This is a genomic window from Pseudomonas sp. Leaf15 (genome assembly GCF_001421425.1).
GTDB lineage: Bacteria > Pseudomonadota > Gammaproteobacteria > Pseudomonadales > Pseudomonadaceae > Aquipseudomonas > Aquipseudomonas salomonii.
The window spans coordinates 149,707-170,613 of record NZ_LMKI01000004.1 but is presented as its reverse complement, the minus strand read 5'-3'; the positions used below and the strand labels follow the sequence as shown (position 1 = coordinate 170,613).

The 20,907-nt window shown below is 62.9% G+C and carries 17 protein-coding genes; 11 read left to right on the top strand and 6 right to left on the bottom strand.

Going from position 1 to position 20,907, the window contains the following annotated elements; genetic code table 11:
- Window positions 1–5 precede the first annotated feature (5 nt).
- Together ASE80_RS05500 and ASE80_RS05495 are read right to left on the bottom strand one after the other, a co-directional pair.
- Window positions 6–617, bottom strand: a complete 612-nt coding sequence (locus tag ASE80_RS05500) for a TetR/AcrR family transcriptional regulator (protein ID WP_056858011.1) — start codon at window positions 615–617, stop codon at window positions 6–8.
- A gap of 98 nt (window positions 618–715) precedes the next feature.
- A complete protein-coding gene (locus ASE80_RS05495; RefSeq protein ID WP_056858010.1) occupies window positions 716–2,470 on the bottom strand; it encodes a sigma-54-dependent Fis family transcriptional regulator in 1,755 nt (584 codons plus the stop codon).
- 271 nt (window positions 2,471–2,741) lie between these two features.
- On the opposite strand from ASE80_RS05495, the gene ASE80_RS05490 reads away from it, so the two are divergent.
- The 3 genes from ASE80_RS05490 (at window position 2,742) to ASE80_RS05480 (ending at window position 6,086) form a co-directional block, all read left to right on the top strand.
- Entirely contained in the window at window positions 2,742–4,217 is a 1,476-nt protein-coding gene (locus tag ASE80_RS05490; protein WP_056858009.1) for a benzaldehyde dehydrogenase, read from the top strand.
- A 73-nt stretch (window positions 4,218–4,290) separates the two neighbouring features.
- On the top strand, window positions 4,291–5,058 hold the full coding sequence (locus tag ASE80_RS05485; protein WP_056858008.1) for a coniferyl-alcohol dehydrogenase: 768 nt from the start codon (window positions 4,291–4,293) through the stop codon (window positions 5,056–5,058).
- Window positions 5,059–5,138: 80 nt separating this feature from the next.
- The gene (locus tag ASE80_RS05480) at window positions 5,139–6,086 is read left to right on the top strand and encodes a SphA family protein (RefSeq protein ID WP_056858007.1); all 948 of its coding nucleotides are present in this window, start codon (window positions 5,139–5,141) and stop codon (window positions 6,084–6,086) included.
- Here ASE80_RS05480 and mhpT read toward each other — a convergent pair.
- Window positions 6,064–7,272, bottom strand: a complete 1,209-nt coding sequence (gene mhpT / locus ASE80_RS05475; protein ID WP_056858006.1) for a 3-(3-hydroxy-phenyl)propionate transporter MhpT — start codon at window positions 7,270–7,272, stop codon at window positions 6,064–6,066. The genes ASE80_RS05480 and mhpT overlap by 23 nt on opposite strands.
- 306 nt (window positions 7,273–7,578) lie before the next feature.
- Between mhpT and ASE80_RS05470 the strand changes: the two genes are divergently transcribed.
- Window positions 7,579–8,904 carry an OprD family porin gene (locus ASE80_RS05470; RefSeq protein ID WP_056858005.1) on the top strand — a complete coding sequence of 442 codons (1,326 nt, stop codon included), beginning with the start codon at window positions 7,579–7,581 and terminating at the stop codon, window positions 8,902–8,904.
- 5 nt (window positions 8,905–8,909) lie between these two features.
- Here ASE80_RS05470 and ASE80_RS05465 read toward each other — a convergent pair whose 3' ends face one another.
- Window positions 8,910–9,398 (bottom strand): MarR family winged helix-turn-helix transcriptional regulator, encoded by a 489-nt coding sequence (locus tag ASE80_RS05465; protein ID WP_056858004.1) that lies wholly within the window; start codon window positions 9,396–9,398, stop codon window positions 8,910–8,912.
- 213 nt (window positions 9,399–9,611) lie between these two features.
- Here ASE80_RS05465 and ASE80_RS05460 point away from each other — a divergent pair, with 213 nt between their 5' ends.
- The 6 genes from ASE80_RS05460 (at window position 9,612) to ASE80_RS05435 (ending at window position 17,683) form a co-directional block, all read left to right on the top strand.
- Window positions 9,612–10,442, top strand: coding sequence for a p-hydroxycinnamoyl CoA hydratase/lyase (locus ASE80_RS05460; RefSeq protein WP_017139056.1), 831 nt, complete (start codon window positions 9,612–9,614; stop codon window positions 10,440–10,442).
- Between the two features lie 76 nt (window positions 10,443–10,518).
- Window positions 10,519–11,967, top strand: a complete 1,449-nt coding sequence (locus ASE80_RS05455; protein ID WP_056858003.1) for an aldehyde dehydrogenase — start codon at window positions 10,519–10,521, stop codon at window positions 11,965–11,967.
- Window positions 11,968–12,029: 62 nt separating this feature from the next.
- Complete coding sequence (locus ASE80_RS05450; RefSeq protein ID WP_056858002.1) at window positions 12,030–13,904, top strand: feruloyl-CoA synthase; 1,875 nt, start codon at window positions 12,030–12,032, stop codon at window positions 13,902–13,904.
- Window positions 13,901–15,136: a thiolase family protein gene (locus ASE80_RS05445; RefSeq protein ID WP_056858001.1), complete on the top strand. Its 1,236-nt coding sequence runs from the start codon at window positions 13,901–13,903 to the stop codon at window positions 15,134–15,136. Before ASE80_RS05450 ends, ASE80_RS05445 begins: the two co-directional genes overlap by 4 nt.
- Window positions 15,137–15,171: 35 nt before the next feature.
- Entirely contained in the window at window positions 15,172–16,914 is a 1,743-nt protein-coding gene (locus ASE80_RS05440; RefSeq protein ID WP_056858000.1) for an acyl-CoA dehydrogenase, read from the top strand.
- A 55-nt stretch (window positions 16,915–16,969) separates the two neighbouring features.
- Window positions 16,970–17,683 (top strand): GntR family transcriptional regulator, encoded by a 714-nt coding sequence (locus tag ASE80_RS05435; protein ID WP_056857999.1) that lies wholly within the window; start codon window positions 16,970–16,972, stop codon window positions 17,681–17,683.
- A 6-nt stretch (window positions 17,684–17,689) separates the two neighbouring features.
- Here ASE80_RS05435 and ASE80_RS05430 read toward each other — a convergent pair whose 3' ends face one another.
- Together ASE80_RS05430 and ASE80_RS05425 are read right to left on the bottom strand one after the other, a co-directional pair.
- Window positions 17,690–18,640: a PDR/VanB family oxidoreductase gene (locus ASE80_RS05430; protein WP_056857998.1), complete on the bottom strand. Its 951-nt coding sequence runs from the start codon at window positions 18,638–18,640 to the stop codon at window positions 17,690–17,692.
- Between the two features lie 29 nt (window positions 18,641–18,669).
- Complete coding sequence (locus ASE80_RS05425; protein ID WP_056857997.1) at window positions 18,670–19,731, bottom strand: aromatic ring-hydroxylating oxygenase subunit alpha; 1,062 nt, start codon at window positions 19,729–19,731, stop codon at window positions 18,670–18,672.
- A gap of 434 nt (window positions 19,732–20,165) precedes the next feature.
- Between ASE80_RS05425 and ASE80_RS05420 the strand changes: the two genes are divergently transcribed.
- Window positions 20,166–20,834: a GntR family transcriptional regulator gene (locus ASE80_RS05420; protein ID WP_056857996.1), complete on the top strand. Its 669-nt coding sequence runs from the start codon at window positions 20,166–20,168 to the stop codon at window positions 20,832–20,834.
- Window positions 20,835–20,907 lie beyond the last annotated feature (73 nt).

The window sequence follows — 20,907 nt, the reverse complement described above, 5'->3', positions numbered from 1 at the left end:
GGCAATCAGGCCTGCATGCCGTAAAACACCAGCTCGGTGATACGCCTGACCTGCAGGGAGTGCGCGTCGATATCCGGGTGTTCCTGGTTCACCAGCCTGAACAGTTGCAGGTGCGAATAGTCATTCAACAGGAACGCGGCCAATTCCACATCGAGTTGCGGGCGCAGCTTGCCGGCCCGTTGCAACTCGCGCAGCAGTTCGCTGATTTCGGCCCTGAGCGCATCGTTCATGGCCCGGTAGCCTTCGGGCAGTCCATTGCTGCCGCCGAACAGAATCAGCGGCAGCAGCTCACGCCACAGGCTGGGGTGCATGACTTCCAGGGCATAGCCCGTGAGCAGGCGTTCCAGGTGGCAGAGCGCTTCGACCGGGTCGTCTATTTGGTGGATCAGGCTGCGGGTGTCGCTGATCGCGCGTTGATCGGCGTGGTGCAGGATCTCCAGGATGATTTCCTGCTTGTTGCCGAAGTACTTGAACACCGTCGGCGGCGACACTCCGGCCTGGCTGGCGATCTGTTCGATGGTGGTGTTCTGGAAACCCTGGCGCTCAAACAGTTCGACCGCGGCTTTACTGATAGCTTGCCGGCGCTCGGCTTTCTGACGTTCACGCAGTCCACTCACAGGAGATCCTTGTCACGAATAAAAAGAGGGGCGCGTGTCGGCCCCATACCCCTGCAAAATACTTAATTGGGTAAAGCTTTTAAAGCACTAATTGCCACTCAAGGGGTTTGCCGCTGGTGCTTCTTCATACGGTAAGCAAATTGAGCACGGCTGAGCCCCACGAGCCTGGCGGCTGCGGCCAGGTTGCCGGCGCTGTGTTGCAACGCTTCAGTGATCAGGCGCGATTCAAGGCCTTGGATGGAAACCCCCTGGTCCAACGGGTCGAGGGTATCCAGTAGCGTGGAGCGCGGCGCCTGCGCGGTATTTGACAGGCCGCCCTGGTCGTCGAGGCCATAGGGCTCGGCGGGCATCGGTTCGTTGCGAAACAGATGCACCAGGTCAATGGCCTGGCCTTCATCGCTGGCGATCAGGCCGCGCTCGATGAGGTTTTGCAGCTCGCGCACATTGCCCGCGAAGTCGTAGCGCAGCAACGTCTTCAGGGCGCGCATGGTCAGGCCTGCCGGGGTCCGGGCGTAGTCCTGGCAAAAGCGCGTCAGGAACGCATTGATCAGCAGCGGGATGTCGTCCCGGCGTTCACGCAGCGGGGGCAGGGCGATGGGGTATACGTTCAGCCGGTAGAACAGGTCTTCGCGAAAACTTCCGTCTGCCACGGCTTTGCGCAGGTCGATATTGGTGGCGGCCACTACGCGCACATCCACCTTGATCCCGCGCACCCCGCCGACCCGTTCGATTTCCCGTTCCTGCAAGGCTCGCAGCAACTTGCTTTGCCCCGGCAGGCTGAGGCTGGTGATTTCATCCAGGAACAAGGTGCCACCCTGGGCCCGTTCGAACCGCCCGGGGCGCGAGTGCGTCGCGCCGGTATAGGCGCCGCGTTCGACACCGAAGAGTTCGGCCTCCACCAGGTTATCCGGGATGGCGGCGCAATTGAGTGCCACAAACGGGCTGTCATGGCGACGACTGAGCTGGTGCAACTGGCGCGCAAACATCTCCTTGCCCACGCCGGACTCACCGCTGATCAGCACCGTCGCGGGCGTCAGTGCCACTCTTTGCAGCGCTTGCATCGCCGCGTTGAACGCGGCACTGGCGCCCACCAACGGTTGCGGCTGGCGGGTTCCGCCACTGCTGGCTACGGGGCCTGCGAGCGCGGGGGTAGCAGGGCCAGTGACGGCCTGGGACACATTCAGGTAGCGCAGGTCCTGCTCGACATCACCCCATTGCTCGGCCGTCTTGCCAATCACGCGGCAACGGCGATGGCCCATGCCACGGCATTCCACTTCGCGGAAAATCACCATTTGCCCGAAGAGACCACTGACGAAGCCGATGGCGTAGCCGGTTTCGGTCCAGCACACCGGGTCCTGACCGATGCCGTAGGTCCCCACATGTTCATCGGCTTCGCACGAGTGGTGCCAGAGAAATTCCCCTTCATAGAACCCCGAGTCGGCATCGAACTTGAAGTGCAGCGGTTCGACCTTGGTCATGCCTTCCAGCGTGTGCAGGTGAGTCCCGGCGCGAAACACTGCGGCGGCATCGGCCTGTGGCCAGCGCTCGCGGATCAAGCGCGCATCCCGTGCGCCGGAGGCATAACCGGTGCGGGTGAACAGGCCTCGGGCCTGGTCCAGTCCCAGGCGCTCGATAACCTCGGCGCGCAGGGCGCCAAACGACGAACTGTGCAGCAACAACATGCGTTGATCGTTGAGCCAGATGCGCCCGTCTTCAGGGGAAAAGAACAGGCAGTCGGCCAGTTCCGCCGTGGTGGGCGAGCTGCTGTCACTGAGTTGGCGACTGTCGCCGCGCGAAGGGTTGGGCGCGGTGGCCACCCGGTCGTCGGGCAGCGCGCTGTGGGGATTAGTCATTGTTATGCCCCTGCAAAGCGAGTGATCGATATGAGCAACTGCTCAGATAGTTATAAAACATAACCTTATCAATTGAACAAGTGGCAGAGCCCGGGTTTTTTGCGGGTGAACACCCCCAGGCGTGTGAACCCTGCGTGGCAGGCCCCGACCCAGAGCCCTCGCCGGTTTATGTACGCGCCGTTGCGTGCAAGCGGCACAGCCTTTGCTCAAGGCTTGATGCGGCGTTTGCACCCTGTGCAGACGATGACAATTACAAGAACCGGAGTTGCCAATGCCAGTGTCTGAAACCACCCCCTTTCTACAGCGGGCCATCGCGTCCGAATGCCTGTTCAACGGCGACTGGATTCCCGTGTCGGGATCTGTGATTGACGTGATTGAACCCGCCACCGGCGAACCCCTGATGCGCTGCGCCATGGCCAACGCGGCCGACATCGCCATCGCCTGCCGCAGCGCGGCCCTGGCGCAGCCAGCCTGGGCGGCGTTGGGCCCACGGGAGCGCGCCGAGGTATTTCGCACAGCGGCGGACCTGGCCCAGCGGTCCTTCGCCGAGCTGGCGCTGTATGTCGCCCGGGAAACCGGGGGCGCGTTGTTCAAGGGCGAGCACGAAGTGCGTGAAGCGATTGTGCTGCTGCATCAGGCGGCGGGGCTGTTGTCCCAACCTCACGGGGTGGTGCTGCCCAGTGCAGCAGGCCGACTGTCCTATGCACGGCGCCAGCCCCACGGCGTGGTCGGGGTGATTTCACCGTTCAACTTCCCGCTGGTGCTGTCACTGCGTTCAGTGGCCCCGGCGCTGGCGGCGGGCAATGCAGTGGTGCTCAAACCCGACCCACAGACCCCGGTCAGCGGGGGCTTTCTCATTGCCCGGTTGTTCGAAGAGGCGGGCTTGCCCAAGGGCCTGCTGCAGGTGCTGCCCGGCGCGGCGCCGGCGGGGGAAGCGCTGTGCCGCGATCCGAATGTGCGGATGATTGCGTTCACCGGGTCCACGGCGGCTGGGCGCAAAGTCGCTGAAGTGGCCGGTCGACACCTGAAAAAGGTTGCACTGGAGCTGGGCGGGAAAAACCCGCTGATCATTCTCGAAGACGCTGACCTCGACCTGGCCGCGAGCAATGCAGCCTGGGGCGCCTGGCTGCATCAGGGGCAAATCTGCATGGCGACCGGGCTGATTCTCGTGCATCAATCCATCGCCGAAAGCCTCACCCGCAAGCTGGTGGACAAGGCCCGGGCGCTGACTGTGGGCAATGCTGCCCAGGGTGAAGCGGCGCTCGGCCCGTTGATCAACCAACGGCAACTGCAGCGCGTGCACGAGATCGTCAGTGACAGCCTGCAGGCCGGCGCACGGCTGGAGGCGGGCGGCGACTATGACCGGTTGTTCTACCAGCCCACCGTGCTCAGTGGCGTACGTCCGGGCATGCGCGCCTTTGAGGAAGAGCTGTTCGGCCCGGTGGCCACGGTGGTCAGTTTCTCCACCGACGAGGAAGCGATCGAACTGGCCAACCGCACGGAGTACGGCCTTTCGGCCGCCATCATCTCGCCGTCGGTGGGGCGCGCCATGGCCATCGGTGAGCGGCTGGACTGCGGCCTGCTGCACATCAACGACCAGACCGTGGCCGACGAATGCATCAACCCGTTCGGCGGACGCGGTGCCTCCGGCAACGGCGGCAGCGTCGGCGGGCCGGCCGACTGGGACGAGTACAGCCAGTGGCAGTGGGTCACGGTGAAAAATACGCCGCCTGTCTATCCATTCTGAGCCGTGGCCGTTCCGGGGCCTGGCGCATCGCTTTGATACACCCATGCCTATACAAAAATAAGAGGGCTTGAACATGAACCTGCACAACAAAACCCTGGTTGTCACTGGCGTCGCTTCCGGCATTGGCGCCGAACTGGCGCGGCTCGCGCGTTTCCAGGGTGCCACGGTGATCGGTGTGGATCGCCATGAACCGCAACTGACCCTGGATGGCTTCTTCCAGGCTGACCTGGGTGACCCTGCCAGCATTGATGCACTGGTGGCGCGCCTGCCCGCACGGGTCCACGGGCTGTGCAACATCGCCGGGGTGCCCGGTACGGCGCCCGTGCAAGCGGTGGCCACGGTCAATTACCTGGGGCTGCGGCACCTGACTCAATCGTTGCTGCCACGCATGCCGGCGGGCGGCAGCATCGTCAATGTCGCCTCGGTGCTTGGCGCGCAATGGCCGCAACGGCTGGAGCTGCACAAGGCGCTGGCCGCGACACACAGCTTCGAGGCCGGGCAGCAGTGGCTGGCGGCCAATCCGGTGGAGCAGGCCAGCTGTTATCAATACTTCAAGGAGGCGCTGATCGTGTGGAGCTTCCAACAATCCCAGGGCTGGTTTCGCGATCACTCGGTGCGTATCAACTGCGTGGCGCCAGGGCCGGTGTTTACCCCGATTCTCGGCGATTTCGTCAGCATGCTCGGGCCGCAGCGGGTGGCCGAGGACAGCCAGCGCATGACCCGTCCAGCCCTGGCCGATGAGGTGGCGGCGGTGATTGCCTTCCTCTGCTCGGATGCTGCGCGCTGGGTCAACGGGGTCAATCTGCCGGTGGATGGCGGTTTGGCCGCCACCTACGTGTAGGGCCTGCCACCGCGATAAATCCCGGTGCGGCCCCTCGTGCCGGGAGTCTTGAACAACAACAAAAATACAGGACATACAAGATGCTCAAGCCTATCTTGCGGACGGTTGCGGCCACGACATTTGTCGCACTGACATCGACTGCACATGCTTACGACCTGCCCGGACTCAACCTCGGCACCACCAGTTTCTACGACGGCTCGCCAGCACCGGCGGGGCCTGGCTGGTACCTGGAGGAATACCTGACGTACTCCCGAGCGAGCCGTTTCAACGATGCCCACGGCAACAAGCTGGCGTTGCCCAGGCAGGATGTGGAAGTGGTGGCGCCCACCACGCAGATCATCTACGTCGGCCAACCCCTGGCCAATGGCGCGATGCCCGGCTTCACCTTGATCAACACCTCCCTGGCCCATGTAAATGTCGACGATGGGTTGAACAATGCGGCGCTGAGCTCCCGTGCCGGCTTCGGTGACCTGACGGTGGGTGCCTTCCTGCAGCTGCCAACCCTGAACCGCGCCGATGGCAGCCCGCTGTTGACCCAGCGTGTGGAGGCTGATGTCTCGATCCCGGTAGGCGCCTATGACCGCAAGCGCTCGATCAACCCCGGCAGCAACTTCTGGTCATTCAACCCGTATTACGCGGCGACGTACTGGTTCAGCCCGAAATGGTCGGCGAGCGGGCGTTTCATGTACCTGTGGAATGGCAAGAATGATGATCCGCAGGCAGGTTTCGGGGATGTTTCCGATACCCAGGCCGGCCAGGCATTGCATGCCAACCTGACGCTGCAATATGCCTTGAGCCAGCAACTGAGCGTGGGGCTGAACGGCTATTGGTTGAAGCAGATCACCGACACCCAGGTCGATGGGCACACCGTGAGCGGGCGCCGGGAAAAGGTCTGGGCCATTGGCCCAGGCCTGGTCTATGCGTTCAGCAAGGAAGAGGTGCTATCGGTAAACGCCTACTTTGAACAGCAGGCGCAGAACCGCACCGAGGGCAACAAACTGGTGCTCAACTGGCTGCATAAGTTCTAGCAGGCGCGGTACGCACCATCACGCTGATGATGGTCAGTGCGGCAATCACCACCCCGGGGGACGTCGCCAGCAGTACCCCCGCGGTGCCGGCGCCGGCCGCGAGGAGTTGCCCGGCCGCCAGCGGCCCGGCCACCGAACCCAGGCGGCCAACGGCCACGGCAGCACCGACGCCGGTGGCACGCACCGAGGTGGGATAGGAGGGCGGTGCCGAGGCGTACAGCACCAATTGCGCAGCCATCACGAACAAGCCGGCGGCAAAACCGGCGATGGCCATGGGCACGATGCCCACCGATAACCCGACCCCGGCCAACGCCGCGAGCAATCCGGCATACACCGACAGCACCACTTTGACGGCATTACAGCGGTCCAGCAGCACGCCGCCGAGCAGTGAACCCAGAGCGCCGCCGATATTGAAGAGCATCTGCACCATGCCCGCCTGGGGTTTGCTGAAACCCTGTTCCAGCAACAGCGACGGCAGCCAGTTAAGCAGCATGTACATCACGGTCAGGGTGAAAAAGTAGCTGAGCCACAAGGCCAGCGTGGTACGTGCGCGACCGTCGCCGAACAGCGCCTGGCCGGTGGAAGGGCGAGCGCCGTGGGTGGTGTCGAACTGTTGGCGAAAGGCACTGGATTCAGGCAGCAGCAGGATCATCAACGGCACGGCCAGCAAGGGCGCCAGGCCGCCGATAATAAACGTGGTCTGCCAGTGCTCACTGGAAAACATCGCCACCAGCGCGGCCAATGCACCGCCCAGTGGCACCCCGCAGTACATCACGCTGATGGCCGTGCCACGGTTGCGTTCGCTCACCGCTTCGGCGCACAGCGCGATCAGGTTGGGCAACGCGGCGCCCAGGCCCAGGCCGGTGAGAAAACGCACCAGCAACAAGCTTGAGTAGCTCTCGACAAATGCGGTGCTCAGGGAAAACAACCCGAACAGCAGCACGGCGCTGACCAGGATTTTTTTGCGCCCGATCCGGTCGGCAACCCAGCCCCCGAAGAACGCCCCCGGCAGCAGGCCGATGATGCCGACGCTGAACACCCAGCCGAGCATCTTCGGATCCAGGGCGAAGGTCTGACGTAACCCGGCGGCGGCGGTGCCGGCGGCTTGCAGATCGAACCCTTCGATCAGCGCAACGATAAAGCACAACGCAATAGTCAGCGTCGAACGACGCGATGGACTGTCCATGGCAAACCTCATTGTTGTTTTTGTTGTGGTGGCGAGCTTGAGTGGCTGCTGAGGATTAAGATAACAAATATAACTAAAAAATGAATCGTGGAATAAGATCAGTAAAAAAACAGAATAAAGACATTAAATTCAATCGATTGAGATGCTTGTTTGTTCGTGTCTGAAAAATAGATAGCTTTATTAATGTTCGATTATCGGTCATTTGCGGTTGACGAGTACCGTCGGCTGTTTCCATTCTTGGCTCGCGAGGCTGACAGGGCCGCGCGTGTGCCAACCCAATAACAACAACAAAAATGGACATCGAACATGCCAGAACTCCCTATGGAGGACGCCGTTGCCGCGGCGTCCGTCGCCTGTGTGTCGAACACCACTCCACGCCGGCTGATGGCATTGCTGGCCTTGAGCGTGCTGCCCGGTTCGCTGTGGGCTGCTGGCTTTATCGACGACAGCCACGGCACCCTGACCTTGCGCAATTACTACCTGGACCGTGACTACAAGGACGACGGTGCGAAGACCGCCGCACGGGAATGGGCCCAGGCGTTTATCCTCAACCTGGAATCGGGTTACACCCCTGGCCTGGTGGGCTTTGGCCTGGATGTACGCGGGTTGATGGGGGTCAAGCTCGACTCTTCGCCGGACCGCAGCGGTACCGAGTTGTTGCCGGTGTCGGCCAGCGACAAGCGCGCCGCCGACGAGTACTCGCGGCTGGCCCCAACCGCCAAACTGCGGTTCGCCCAAACCACGGTCAAGGCCGGCGATGTGTCGATCTTCCTGCCGTTTGCCTTTGCCAGTCCGTCGCGGCTGCTGCCGCAAACCTTTCGCGGCACCACTTTGAGCTCCAAGGACATCGATGGCCTGACCCTCAACACGGGCTATATCGACCGCATCAACAAACGCGACTCCACCGACTACCAGGCCATGACCATCGCCTCGCCCAACCGGCGCTTCAACGCCACCGCCACCACCTCGCACCTGGCTTACGTCGGCGGTGATTACCAGGTCAACAAAGACCTCAGCCTGCGCGCCTATCACTCGCAGATCGCCGACCTCTACCAGCAGGACACCCTGGCGCTGCTGCACAACCTGCCGGTGGGCGAAGGCGTGCTCAGCAGCGACCTGCGCAGTTTTTTCAGCCGTGAGGATGGCAGTGCCAAGGCAGGCAAGGTGGATAACCGCAACCTCTCGGCGTTGTTTGGCTATCGCCTGGGCGGTCATCGCGTCAGCCTTGGCTACATGCACTCAAGCGGGGAGACGGCCACGCCCTATATCTCGGGAACGGAGTTGATGGGCATGAGCGAACTGACCATGAGCTCGGACTTTCTCAACGCCAAGGAGCGCACCTGGCAAGCCATCTACGACTATGACTTCGCAGCATCGGGTGTGCCGGGGCTGAAGACTCGGCTGCGCTATGTGCGTGGCGACCACATCGAACTGGCCGCGTTGAACGCCGAGGATCGCAAGGAGCGCGAGTTCCAGATGGAACTCGGGTATGTGATTCAGAGCGGTCCGCTGAAGAACGTCGGGTTCATGGCGCGCAAGTCGATCTACCGCAATGACTTCCCGAGCGGCGCGGCCTTTCGCGATGAAAACCAGACCCGTTTCCTGGTGCTCTACACCGTGGCGCTCTGGTAGGCCGATCAGTCCTGGTAGACCTTCTTCAGCAAGCGCAGCAGCTCTTCACGTTCCTGGCCGTCGAGGGCGGCCGTGGCGTCGAGGTCACTCTGGGCGGCGATCGCCTTGAGTTCCTTGAGCAGGGTTTCGCCGCTCTTGCTGAGGAAGATCCCGTAGGAGCGCTTGTCCGGTTTGCAGCGTACCCGCACGGCCAGAGCGCGGCTTTCCAGCTTGTTCAGCAACGGCACCACCTGGGGCGGTTCGATGGCCAGGGCGCGAGCCAGGTCGGCCTGCATCAGCCCGGGGTTCTGCTCGATGATCGCCAGGGCCGAGAACTGCGCCGGGCGCAAGTCGTGGTCCGACAACCGGCCGATCAGGTTCTGGAACAGCTTGAGCTGGGCGCGGCGCATGGCGTAACCGATCAGATCGTCCAGGGCTGAATCCAGCGGCGGCCGTACCTCGTCGTTGTCGGGCAGGGCCTGGCTGGCGGTGGCGATGTTGGAAGGCTTGGCCATTGGCAGTGCAATCCTCAAAAGGTGCAGGTTAATAAGGCTATCTAGTTTGCCGGTGTTGGCGCGCTATGGCTATGCCGGGTTTTCATAGCGCCTGCAACGCGTGGGTTTTAAGCAGGAAAAATATTGGTTATTCAGATTAATAGTTAATTGACATAACTATATTCGCGGTTTAATTTCGAATCATCTTCACACCCAGAACAAGAGCGTACCGCCATGAGCAATTACGAAGGCCGTTGGACCACAGTCAAGGTTGAGATCGAAGAAGGCATTGCCTGGGTCATTCTCAATCGTCCGGAAAAACGCAACGCCATGAGCCCGACCCTGAACCGGGAAATGATCGACGTCCTGGAAACCCTTGAGCAGGACCCTGCCGCCGGCGTGCTGGTCCTCACCGGAGCGGGCGAAGCCTGGACGGCGGGCATGGACCTCAAGGAGTACTTCCGTGAAGTGGATGCCGGCCCGGAAATCCTCCAGGAAAAAATCCGCCGCGAAGCCTCGCAATGGCAATGGAAACTGCTGCGCATGTACGCCAAGCCGACCATCGCCATGGTCAATGGCTGGTGCTTCGGCGGTGGCTTCAGCCCGCTGGTGGCGTGCGACCTGGCGATCTGCGCCGACGAAGCGACCTTCGGCCTCTCGGAAATCAACTGGGGCATCCCGCCGGGCAACCTGGTGAGCAAGGCCATGGCCGACACCGTGGGCCATCGTCAATCGCTGTACTACATCATGACCGGCAAGACCTTTGGCGGGCAGAAAGCTGCGCAAATGGGCCTGGTCAACGAAAGCGTGCCCCTGGCTCAACTGCGCGAAGTGACCATCGAACTGGCGCGCAACCTGCTGGAGAAAAACCCGGTGGTGCTGCGTGCCGCCAAGCATGGCTTCAAGCGCTGCCGCGAACTGACCTGGGAGCAGAACGAGGATTACCTCTACGCCAAGCTCGACCAGTCGCGCCTGCTCGACACCGAAGGCGGTCGCGAGCAGGGCATGAAACAGTTCCTTGACGACAAGAGCATCAAGCCTGGCTTGCAGGCCTATAAACGCTGAAGGGCGCGGCCGCCTGGCCGCGCCGTTGTACCCTGCTTGAACGTATTCCCGATAAAGACAATAAAGAGGAATCACCATGCTGGACGTGCCACTGTTGATCGGCGGCCAGTCGTGCCCCGCCCGTGACGGTCGAACCTTCGAACGTCGCAACCCGGTGACCGGTGAAGTGGTCTCGCGGGTGGCTGCGGCGACCCTGGAAGATGCCGACGCCGCGGTCGCCGCCGCCCACGCCGCGTTCCCCGCGTGGGCGGCGCTGGCGCCCAACGAACGCCGCACCCGCTTGCTCAACGCTGCCGAGCAATTGCAGGCGCGCAGCAGCGAATTCATCGCCGCCGCCGGCGAGACCGGCGCCATGGCCAACTGGTATGGCTTCAACGTGCGTCTGGCGGCCAATATGCTGCGCGAAGCGGCGTCGATGACCACCCAGATTACGGGGGAGGTGATCCCCTCCGATGTTCCCGGCAGTTTCGCCATGGCCTTGCGCCAGCCTTGCGGTGTGGTGCTGGGCATCGCGCCGTGGAACGCTCCGGTGATCCTCGCCACGCGCGCCATCGCCATGCCGCTGGCCTGCGGAAACACCGTGGTGCTCAAGGCCTCGGAGCTGAGCCCGGCAGTGCACCGCCTGATCGGCCAGGTATTGCAGGACGCCGGCCTGGGCGATGGCGTGGTCAACGTCATCAGCAATGCCCCGGCGGATGCCGCCGCGATTGTCGAGCGGTTGATCGCCAACCCGGCCGTGCGGCGGGTCAACTTCACCGGCTCGACCCATGTCGGGCGGATTGTCGGCGAGCTCTCGGCGCGTCACCTCAAGCCGGCGTTGCTGGAACTGGGTGGCAAGGCGCCGTTGCTGGTGCTCGACGATGCCGATCTTGACGCGGCTGTGGCGGCGGCGGCCTTTGGCGCCTATTTCAACCAGGGCCAGATTTGCATGTCCACCGAACGCCTGATTGTCGATGCCAGGGTCGCCGATGCGTTCACCGCCAAGCTGGCGGCCAAGGTCGCGACCCTGCGTGCGGGTGACCCCGTGGCGTCGGATTCGGTGCTCGGTTCCCTGGTGGACGCCAGCGCCGGCACACGCATCAAGGCCCTGATCGACGATGCCCTGGCCAAGGGCGCGCGGCTGGTGGTGGGCGGCCAACTGGAGGGCAGCATCCTGCAGCCGACCCTGATCGATGGCGTCACCGAACACATGCGCCTGTACCGCGAAGAGTCCTTCGGCCCGGTGGCCGTCCTGCTGCGTGGTGAGGGTGATGAAGCCTTGTTGCGCCTGGCCAACGATTCCGAGTTCGGCCTGTCGGCGGCGATCTTCAGTCGCGACACCGGGCGTGCATTGGCCCTGGCGCAAAGGGTCGAGTCGGGCATTTGCCATATCAACGGCCCGACCGTGCATGACGAGGCGCAGATGCCGTTTGGTGGGGTCAAGTCCAGTGGGTACGGCAGCTTTGGTGGCAAGGCGTCCATTGAGCACTTCACGCAATTGCGCTGGGTGACCTTGCAGAACGGGCCACGGCATTACCCGATCTGAGCAGTTGCCGCGACATAACAATAACAAGGCGGCTGTGATCCGCCTTGCTGGAGGACATCCTTGTGAGTTCCGAATTCCGACCGCAACCCCAGCCCGCACCGCGATACCGCGAGGTCTCCATCGGCCACGCACCGGTGGCGGTCACTGAAGAACACGGCGTGTTGCACATGCGCTCCCTGGAACCCCTGGCCGAGTTACCGGCGCGCTTGCTCGATCGCCTGGTGCACTGGGCTCGGGTGCGGCCCGAGCAGACGTTTATCGCGGCACGCCAGGCCGGTGGTGATTGGCGTCGTGTCAGCTACCGCGAAATGCTCGACAGCGTGCGCGCGATTGCCCAGAGCCTGATCAGCTACGGGCTGTCGGCGGACAAGCCGCTGGCCTTGCTGTCCGGCAACGACATCGAGCATTTGCAGGTTGCCCTCGGCGCCATGTACGCCGGTATTCCGTACTGCCCGGTCTCGCCGGCGTACGCGTTGTTGTCCCAGGATTTCGCCAAGCTGCGGCATGTCTGTGACTTGCTGCAACCCGGGCTGGTGTTCGTCAGCGATGCGGCGGCCTACCAGCGTGCGATCGAGGCCGTATTGCCGGCCGAAACCCCGTTGATCTGCGTGCGCGGCCAAGTGCCCGGGCGCAGCCAGATAAGCTTCGCCAGCCTGCTGCACACGCCGGGGGGCGCGGAGGCCGAGCAAGCCTTCAACGCTACCGGTCCCGACAGCATCGCCAAGTTTCTCTTCACCTCGGGCTCGACCAAATTGCCCAAGGCCGTGATCACCACCCAGCGCATGCTCTGCGCCAACCAGCAGATGCTGCTGCAGACGTTTCCGGTGTTCGGTGAGGAACCGCCGGTGCTGGTGGACTGGCTGCCGTGGAATCACACCTTTGGCGGCAGCCACAACGTCGGCATTGTGCTCTACAACGGTGGCACCTTTTATCTGGACGACGGCAAGCCCACGGTCCAGGGGGTTGCCCAGACCTTGCGTAACCTCAAGGAAATTTCGCCCACGGCTTACCTGACGGTCCCCAAGGGCTGGGAAGAGCTGGTCAACGCCCTGGAACAGGACGCCGAGTTGCGCGAGCGTTTTTTTGCGCGGATGAAACTGTTCTTCTTCGCCGCCGCCGGCCTGTCCCAAAGTATCTGGGATCGCCTCGATCGCGTAGCCGAACAGCACTGCGGTGAACGCATTCGCATGATGGCCGGGCTGGGCATGACCGAAGCCGCGCCGTCCTGCACCTTCACCACCGGGCCGCTGTCCATGGCCGGCTATATCGGTTTGCCCGCGCCGGGCTGCGAGGTGCGCCTGGTGCCGGTGGACGGCAAGTTCGAAGGGCGCTTTCGCGGGCCGCATATCATGCCGGGTTACTGGCGGGCGCCCCAGCAAACCGCCGAGGTGTTCGATGAGCAGGGGTTCTACTGTTCAGGAGACGCGATCAAGCTCGCCGACCCTCGGCAGCCGCAACTGGGCCTGATGTTCGATGGGCGAATTGCCGAGGATTTCAAGCTCTCTTCCGGGGTGTTTGTCAGCGTGGGTCCGTTGCGCAATCGCGCGGTGCTCGACGGCTCGCCCTATGTGCAGGACCTGGTGATTACCGCGCCCGATCGCGAGTGCCTCGGAGCACTGGTGTTCCCCAGGCTCTACGAATGCCGTCGGCTGGCGGGCCTGGACGCCGCCGCCAGCGACGCCGACGTGCTCGGCAGCGCGCCGGTGCGCCAGTGGTTCGGCGACTGGTTGCAGCGCCTCAATCGCGAGGCCACCGGCAATGCCAGCCGCCTGGAATGGATTGCCCTGCTCGACGAGCCGGCGTCCATCGACCGTGGGGAAATCACCGACAAAGGTTCGATCAACCAGCGCGCCGTGCTGCAATGGCGCGCGGCCAAGGTCGAGGCGTTGTATCGCGGCGAAGAGGCAACGATCCTGCGCGCCGAGCCGAAACCTTGAACGGGCAGTATTCGGCATTTGTCGATGTGGCGATTCTCGAGGCCGTGCGCACCCCCTGGATTGACCTGGGTGGAGCACTGTCTCAGGTTTCACCCATCGACCTGGGGATCAAGGTTGGCCGTGAGGTCATGGCCCGGGCCGGTATTGAACCGCAGGCGGTGGACAGCGTTCTGGCCGGCTCCATGGCCCAGGCCAGTTTCGATGCCTACTTGCTGCCACGGCATATCGGCTTGTACAGCGGGGTGGCGCAAGCGGTCCCGGCACTGGGGGTGCAGCGCATCTGCGCCACCGGTTTCGAACTGTTGCGCCAGGCTGCCGGGCAACTGCGGGACGGCGTGCAACTGGCCTTGTGTGTGGCCAGTGAATCCATGTCGCGCAACCCCATCGCGGCTTACACCCACAGGGGCGGATTTCGTCTTGGCGGCGAGGTCCAGTTCAAGGATTTTCTGTGGGAAGCCTTGTACGACCCGGCACCGGGCCTGGATATGATCGCCACCGCCGACAACCTGGCGCGCCGTTATGGCCTTAGCCGCGAGGCGGTGGACCGCTACGCCTGCGCCAGCCACCAGCGAGCGTTGCAGGCGCAGCGTGACGGCGCTTGGGTTGACGAGGTGGTGGCGGTCGATAACCAGGTATTCGAGCTTGAGGGATACCAGCCCCGAGGCATCAGTCTGGGGCGTCGGGCCGGTGCCGTCAGTGAGGACAGCCACCCTCGGTCCACCGACCTTGCAAGCCTGACACGCTTGCGCGCCGTGCATCTCGGCGGCGTGCAAACCGCCGGCAACAGTTGTGCCGTGGTGGATGGCGCGGCGGCGGCGTTGGTGGGCCGCGCCTCGGCCTGCACGCGGCCCGCCCTGGCGCGGTTGCTGGCCAGCGCAGTGGTCGGCGTGGCCCCAGAGTTCATGGGCATCGGCCCGGCGCCGGCGATTCGTCTGCTGCTGCAACGCAGCGGGTTGAATCTGGAAGACATCGGCCGCTTCGAGATCAACGAAGCCCAGGCCGCCCAAGTGCTGGCGGTGGCCCATGAACTTGAGCTGGACAGCACCCGGCTCAACGTCCAGGGCGGCTCGCTGGCACTCGGGCATCCACTGGCTGCCACTGGCCTGCGCCTGGTCATGTCCCTGGCCCGACAACTGCGTCAGCACAACCTGCGCTACGGGATTGCCGCGGCGTGTGTGGGCGGCGGGCAGGGCATGGCGCTGCTGATCGAGAACCCTGCTTTTCGCGCTTGAGTGCGTGATTCTTTTTTAGTCGATGAGGTGTCCCGATGTGGAGCTATGAGGCGCCCCTGCGCGATATGCAATTTGTCCTCAAACACTGGTTGCAGGCGCCCGACAGCTGGCGGCGCAACCCGGCGTTCGAGGCCCTCGACCTGCCGCTGGCATTACAAGTATTGGAGGAGGCGGCACGCTTCAGCCAGGGCGTGCTGGCGCCGTTGAACAGCCACGGTGATCGCCAGGGCTGCCGCTGGCAGGCGGGTCAGGTCAGCACCCCGGACGGCTTCGTCGAGGCCTATCGTGCTTACGTTGAGGGTGGCTGGCCGGCGCTGGCGTGCTCCCAAGAGCAGGGCGGGCAGGGCTTGCCGCAACTGCTCGACGCGGCGCTGCAAGAGATGCTCTATGCCAGCAACCATGCCTGGGCCATGTACACCGGGATCGCCCACGGCGCCTACCTGTGCCTCAAAACTCACGCCGCGCCTTGGCTGCAGGCACGCTACTTGCCGGAGATTGTCAGTGGCCAGGCGTTGCCCACCATGTGCCTGACTGAGTCCCAGGCTGGCAGCGATGTCGGTTTGCTGCGCTGTCGCGCTGAACCCCAGGCGGATGGCAGCTATCGCTTGAGCGGCAGCAAGCTGTTTATCTCCGGCGGTGAGCACGACCTCACGGCCAATATCCTGCACCTGGTGCTGGCGCGCCTGCCCGATGCGCCGCCGGGCAGCCGCGGCATTTCACTGTTCCTGGTGCCCAGGCAGCTGGACGATGGCCGAGCCAATGGTGTGCATTGCGACGGTATCGAACACAAGATGGGCATCAAGGGCAGCGCCACCTGCTCCCTGGTATTCAACGCCGCCCAAGGCTGGCTGATCGGTGATGCCAATCAGGGCCTGACGGCGATGTTCGTGATGATGAATTCGGCGCGCCTGCATGTCGGCCTGCAAGGCCTGGGGCATGTCGAGGCGGCTTGGCAGAATGCCCGGCAATACGCTGCCGAGCGTGTGCAGATGCGTGCACCGTCAAGGCCCGAAGACGTGGCGGCCCAGGCCGCTGACCCGATCCGTTATCACCCGGCCATGCGCCGCGTATTACTGGAGCTGCGCACCACCAGCGAGGGCATGCGCGCCATCGGCTATTGGGCGGCGCACCTGCTGGATCAGGCCGAGCATGGCCAGGACGCCTCGGCCGCCCGGTTGGCGCCTTTGCTGACGCCCATCATCAAGGCGTTTTTCACCGAACAGGGCTTTCGTCAGGCCAGCAATGCGTTGCAGGTGTTTGGCGGTTACGGCTACGTCACCGAGTTCGCCATCGAGCAAACCCTGCGCGACAGCCGCATCGCGATGATCTACGAGGGCAGTAACGAGATCCAGGCCAATGACCTGTTGCTGCGCAAAGTGCTGGGGGATGAAGGTCGAGCCTTTGGCCTGCTGCTGGCCGAGTTGCGTGCCGAGGCCGGGCAGGGCGTGCAGTCTGTCGAGTGCGCAGGGTTCTCCCGCGCATTGGGCAGCCTGTGCGACGCGCTGGCCAGTGTGGTGAGCGCCGTGCGTGAACGCGCGCAGGAAGACAGTGAATACCCCTATCGGGCCGCGCCGGATTTCCTCCAGCTCTGTGGCGTGGCGTTGCTGGCCTTTGCCTGGGCGCGGGCTGCGCGGGTCTCCAGGGCATTGCCCGAAGACGATCCATTGCGTGCCGCCAAGCTGCAAAGCGCCGGGTTCTTTTTCGATTACCTGCCGTCGCGGCTGGCGCAACACCTGGGTGCCATAGAGGCCGCGCGCGCCGCGCTGGCGTTCGTCTGACGGGATCGGATGCTTGCGGTACTATGGCAGGCCACGTGTTCTGGAAGTTGCCTGGATGAGTAAGCCCGGTCAATTGGTGCTGGTTGCACTGCGCAAGATGATTGCCAACGGTGAGTTGGTGGCGGGGGAGCGCCTGATGGAAACCCCTACGGCGCAACGCTTTGGTGTGTCGCGCATGCCGGTGCGCATGGCGTTTCGTACCCTTGAGCAGGAAGGGCTGCTGGTGCCGTTTGGCGGGCGCGGCTATCAGGTGCGGTCGGTCAGCCCCAGTGACATTGCCGGCGCCGTCGAAGTGCGCGGTGTGCTGGAAGGCCTGGCTGCGCGGCAAGCCGCCGAGCATGGTCTTTCCGATGCGGCGCGTGCGGCGCTGGAGCGCTGCCTGGTGGAAGGCGACCAACTGTTCGACAAAGGCTACGTGACCGAAGATGACCTTGAGGTTTACCACGACCTGAACATGCGCTTTCACCAGGTCATTGTGGAGTGCAGCCACAACCCGGCGATCACCGATGCGCTGGCACGCAATGATCACCTGCCCTTCGCATCGGTGACCGCGCTGGCGGTGGATCGTGAGGACATGGCTCGTGAATATCGGCGCTTCAACTATGCCCACATGCAGCATCACTCGGTGTTCGATGCCCTGGTCAATCGCCAGGGCGCGCGCGCCGAAGCCATCATGCGCGAACACGCCAATGCGACGTTGCGTTATGCCGAGATCTTCAGCTCAGCCACCGCCGACGCGCGCATGAAGGTGATTTTGCCCGCGTCGTGACACAGTTCAGATGTCGAGCACCAACAGTGGGGTTTTCGAGCGTGAGCAGCAGGGCGTGAACTGGTCGTTCAGCGCCTGTTCCTGCTCGGTGAGGAACAGGTCGCGGTGCTCCGGGATGCCGTCCAGTACACGGGTCAGGCAGGTGCCGCAGATCCCTTGTTCGCAGGACACGGCAATCTCGATGCCCTGGCTTTCCAGGACCTGGACTACGGTCTTGTCGGCGGGGATCGTGAAGACCTGGCCGCTGCTGCCGAGCTTCACTGAAAAGCTCCCGTCGAGGCTGTTGTCCACTGGTGCCGCCGAGAAGTACTCGCGATGCAGGCAGTCCTCCTGCCAGCCTTGCGCCCGCGCGCTGTCGAGCACGTGTTGCATGAAGCCGCCGGGGCCGCAGACATACAGGTGCACATCGTTTGCGGGCGCAGCCAACACCTCGGCAGTCTTGAGGGCTGTGTGGGGCTGCTCATCGAAATGCAGGAACACGCGCTCGGCAAACGGTGACGCCTTTAGCCGCTGTACAAACGCCGCACGTTCACTGGCGCGGGCACAATAATGCAGGTCGAAGTCGGCACCTGCATGGGCCAGGCGCTCGGCCATGCACAGGATCGGGGTGATGCCGATGCCGCCGGCGAACAGCAGGCTGCGTCGTGCTTCGTGGGCCAGGGGGAATAGGTTGCGTGGTTCGCTGATCGTCAGGTGGGCGCCCTCGTGTACCTGCTCGTGCAAGCTGCGCGAGCCGCCGCGAGAAGCCGGGTCGTTGAGTACGCCGATCAAATAGCGATGACGCTCCTCGGGGTGATTGCACAGCGAATACTGGCGCACCAGCCCGTCCGGCAGATGCACGTCAATGTGCGCGCCGGCACTGAAGGCGGGCAGCGGCTGGCCATCGACCCTGGCCAGTTCATAGCTGCAAATGTCCTGGGCTTCGTTATTACGGGATACCACCACCACATCGATCATGTTCGGTCCTCGCAGAGTTGTGGCGCCGTTCAGGCGGTGGTGGTCGTGATCAGTTGTGGTTCGAGGGTGCGTTCCTTGGCGATCAGTCGCTCCAGGATTTTGCGCGACTGCACGCCGCCGGCATCGATATTCAACTTGAGCAGGTTGCGTTGCGGATGGGCCAGCAGGTTCTGCTGCTGACGCTCGAGCATTTCCAGGTCCTCGCTGAAAATCTTCCCTTGGCCTTCGCGAATGCTGGCGGTCAGCGCCTCATCCTGAGGGTTGAAGTTGCGCGCCATGCCCCAGAAATACCAGATCGACGTCTCGGTCTGCGGGGTGATGAAGTCGACCACGATACTTGCCGCCTTGTGTTCGGGCGCTGCGTGGTAGCCGCCCTTGCCGGCGTGGGCCACGCCGACTTCGATCAGCACATGGCTGGGCGGGGTGAAGCGACAGATCTGCCAGCGGTCCACCGGCACATCGTCGGCGAGGTTGTTACCGCGCAGGGCCATGCGCCAGAACGGCGGAGCCAGGATGTTTTCCATGTGCCGGGCGGTGACGACTTCGTCGCCTTCAACCGTGGTGACGGGAGGCGCTTCATCGATTTCCTTTTGGCCGATGCTGGAAGCGTGCACGTAGGTTTCGTGGGTCAGGTCCATCAGGTTGTCGATCATCAGGCGGTAATCGCACTGGATATCAAACAGCCCGCCGCCGTACGCCCACTGGTCACTCACTGCCCATTCCAGGTGATGAATCAGCGCCGGATCGGCGAGGGCCTGATCGCCGGGCCATACCCAGATAAAGCCATAGCGTTCAACCGCGGCAAAGGTCTTGTTGCACGGAAAACCACGCACCCGCTGCCCGGGCATTTCGACGGTCTTACCGTCGGCTCCCATGACCAGGCCGTGATAGCCGCACACCAGGTTGCCATTTTCGACATAACCCAGCGAAAGCGGTGCGCCGCGATGGGGGCAGAAGTCCTCGATGGCGACGACGCTGCCTTCAGGGCCACGATAAAACACCATTTTTTCACCGCAGATCTGCCGACCCAGGGGTTTTTGGGCGATTTCATCGGGTGTGCAGGCGACGTACCAAGTGTTTTTGGGATACATGGCAACTCTCTGGCTGGTTAATTATTTTTGTTTAATGGATCCATTAAATTTCTAGAGCAGCTGGGAGTCAATGTATGAATCAGTATTTTTAAGGTTATTTTGGGCGGTTATCGATCAATGCGATTTTACTGGATCCATTGATCGGGAAGCTTTTGGTGCGCTGATGGCAAAGAAAGGCCTGCCAAAAAATACCCTGTGTAGATCATCAGGCGTCACCATGCCCTTCACCGGACATCCGCTACTTTCTTGCGCAGAAATGGGAAGTTGCTGCGTCATTTGGTAGCAAATCGCTTTACCCGCTTTGCGCAATTTTCCCCACCCGAACGGAAGACTTCATTTAAATCAATGAGTAACTTTCTGAGCGAGGTGTTGGCACGCGTTATGCTTTTTTGTATTCGTGGATAATTGGATACAAAAATACAAAGAGGCTGCCAATGCAATTTGCCCCCGCTTACGTTGACCGCCAGCCCCTCACTGCCGAGGAGGAGGCCTACAACTTCCTCCTCGACGCCATCTGCGGCGGTCGTTTCCGCAAGGGCGATCGCCTGATCGCCGAGGATATCGCCAGCGAGATCGGCATGAGCCGCATGCCGGTGCGTGAGGCATTCCGCCGCCTGGACGCTCAGGGCCTGGTGACGCTGCGGCCCAATCGCGGTGCCATCGTCAGCGGCCTGGATATCGCTGAGCTGCACGAGGTGTTCGAGATGCGCAGCGCACTGGAAGGCCTGGCGGTGCGCGTCGCGGTCAGCCGTATCGGTGAGCGCCAGATGGCGGCTCTGGAGCGGCTGCTGGACGAGATGGATGACTACCGCGACGAGAGCGCCGCGTGGGTCCGTTGCCACCGTGCCTTTCACGAATACCTGTGCGGGCTCAGCGGCCGGCCACGCTTGCTCAAGCAGATTTCGGCGTTGTATTCGCTGGTGGAAGCGCCCATGCGCTTGTGGCTGCAGCACAGCGAAAAACCCCTCAGCGCACGCCAGGAACACGCGGTAATCCTCGACGCGATTCGCGCCGGTGACGCCGCCGGTGCCGAAGCTGTGGTACGCGAACACATCGAAAGCACCGTGCCGCTGCTGATTCAATTTCTGCAATTGGAAAAATAAAAGAGGCGGGTCCCAACCCGCCCATGTTTAGACGTTGATTCCTGCCCCGTTATTTAACGAAGTGGAGTGTCTG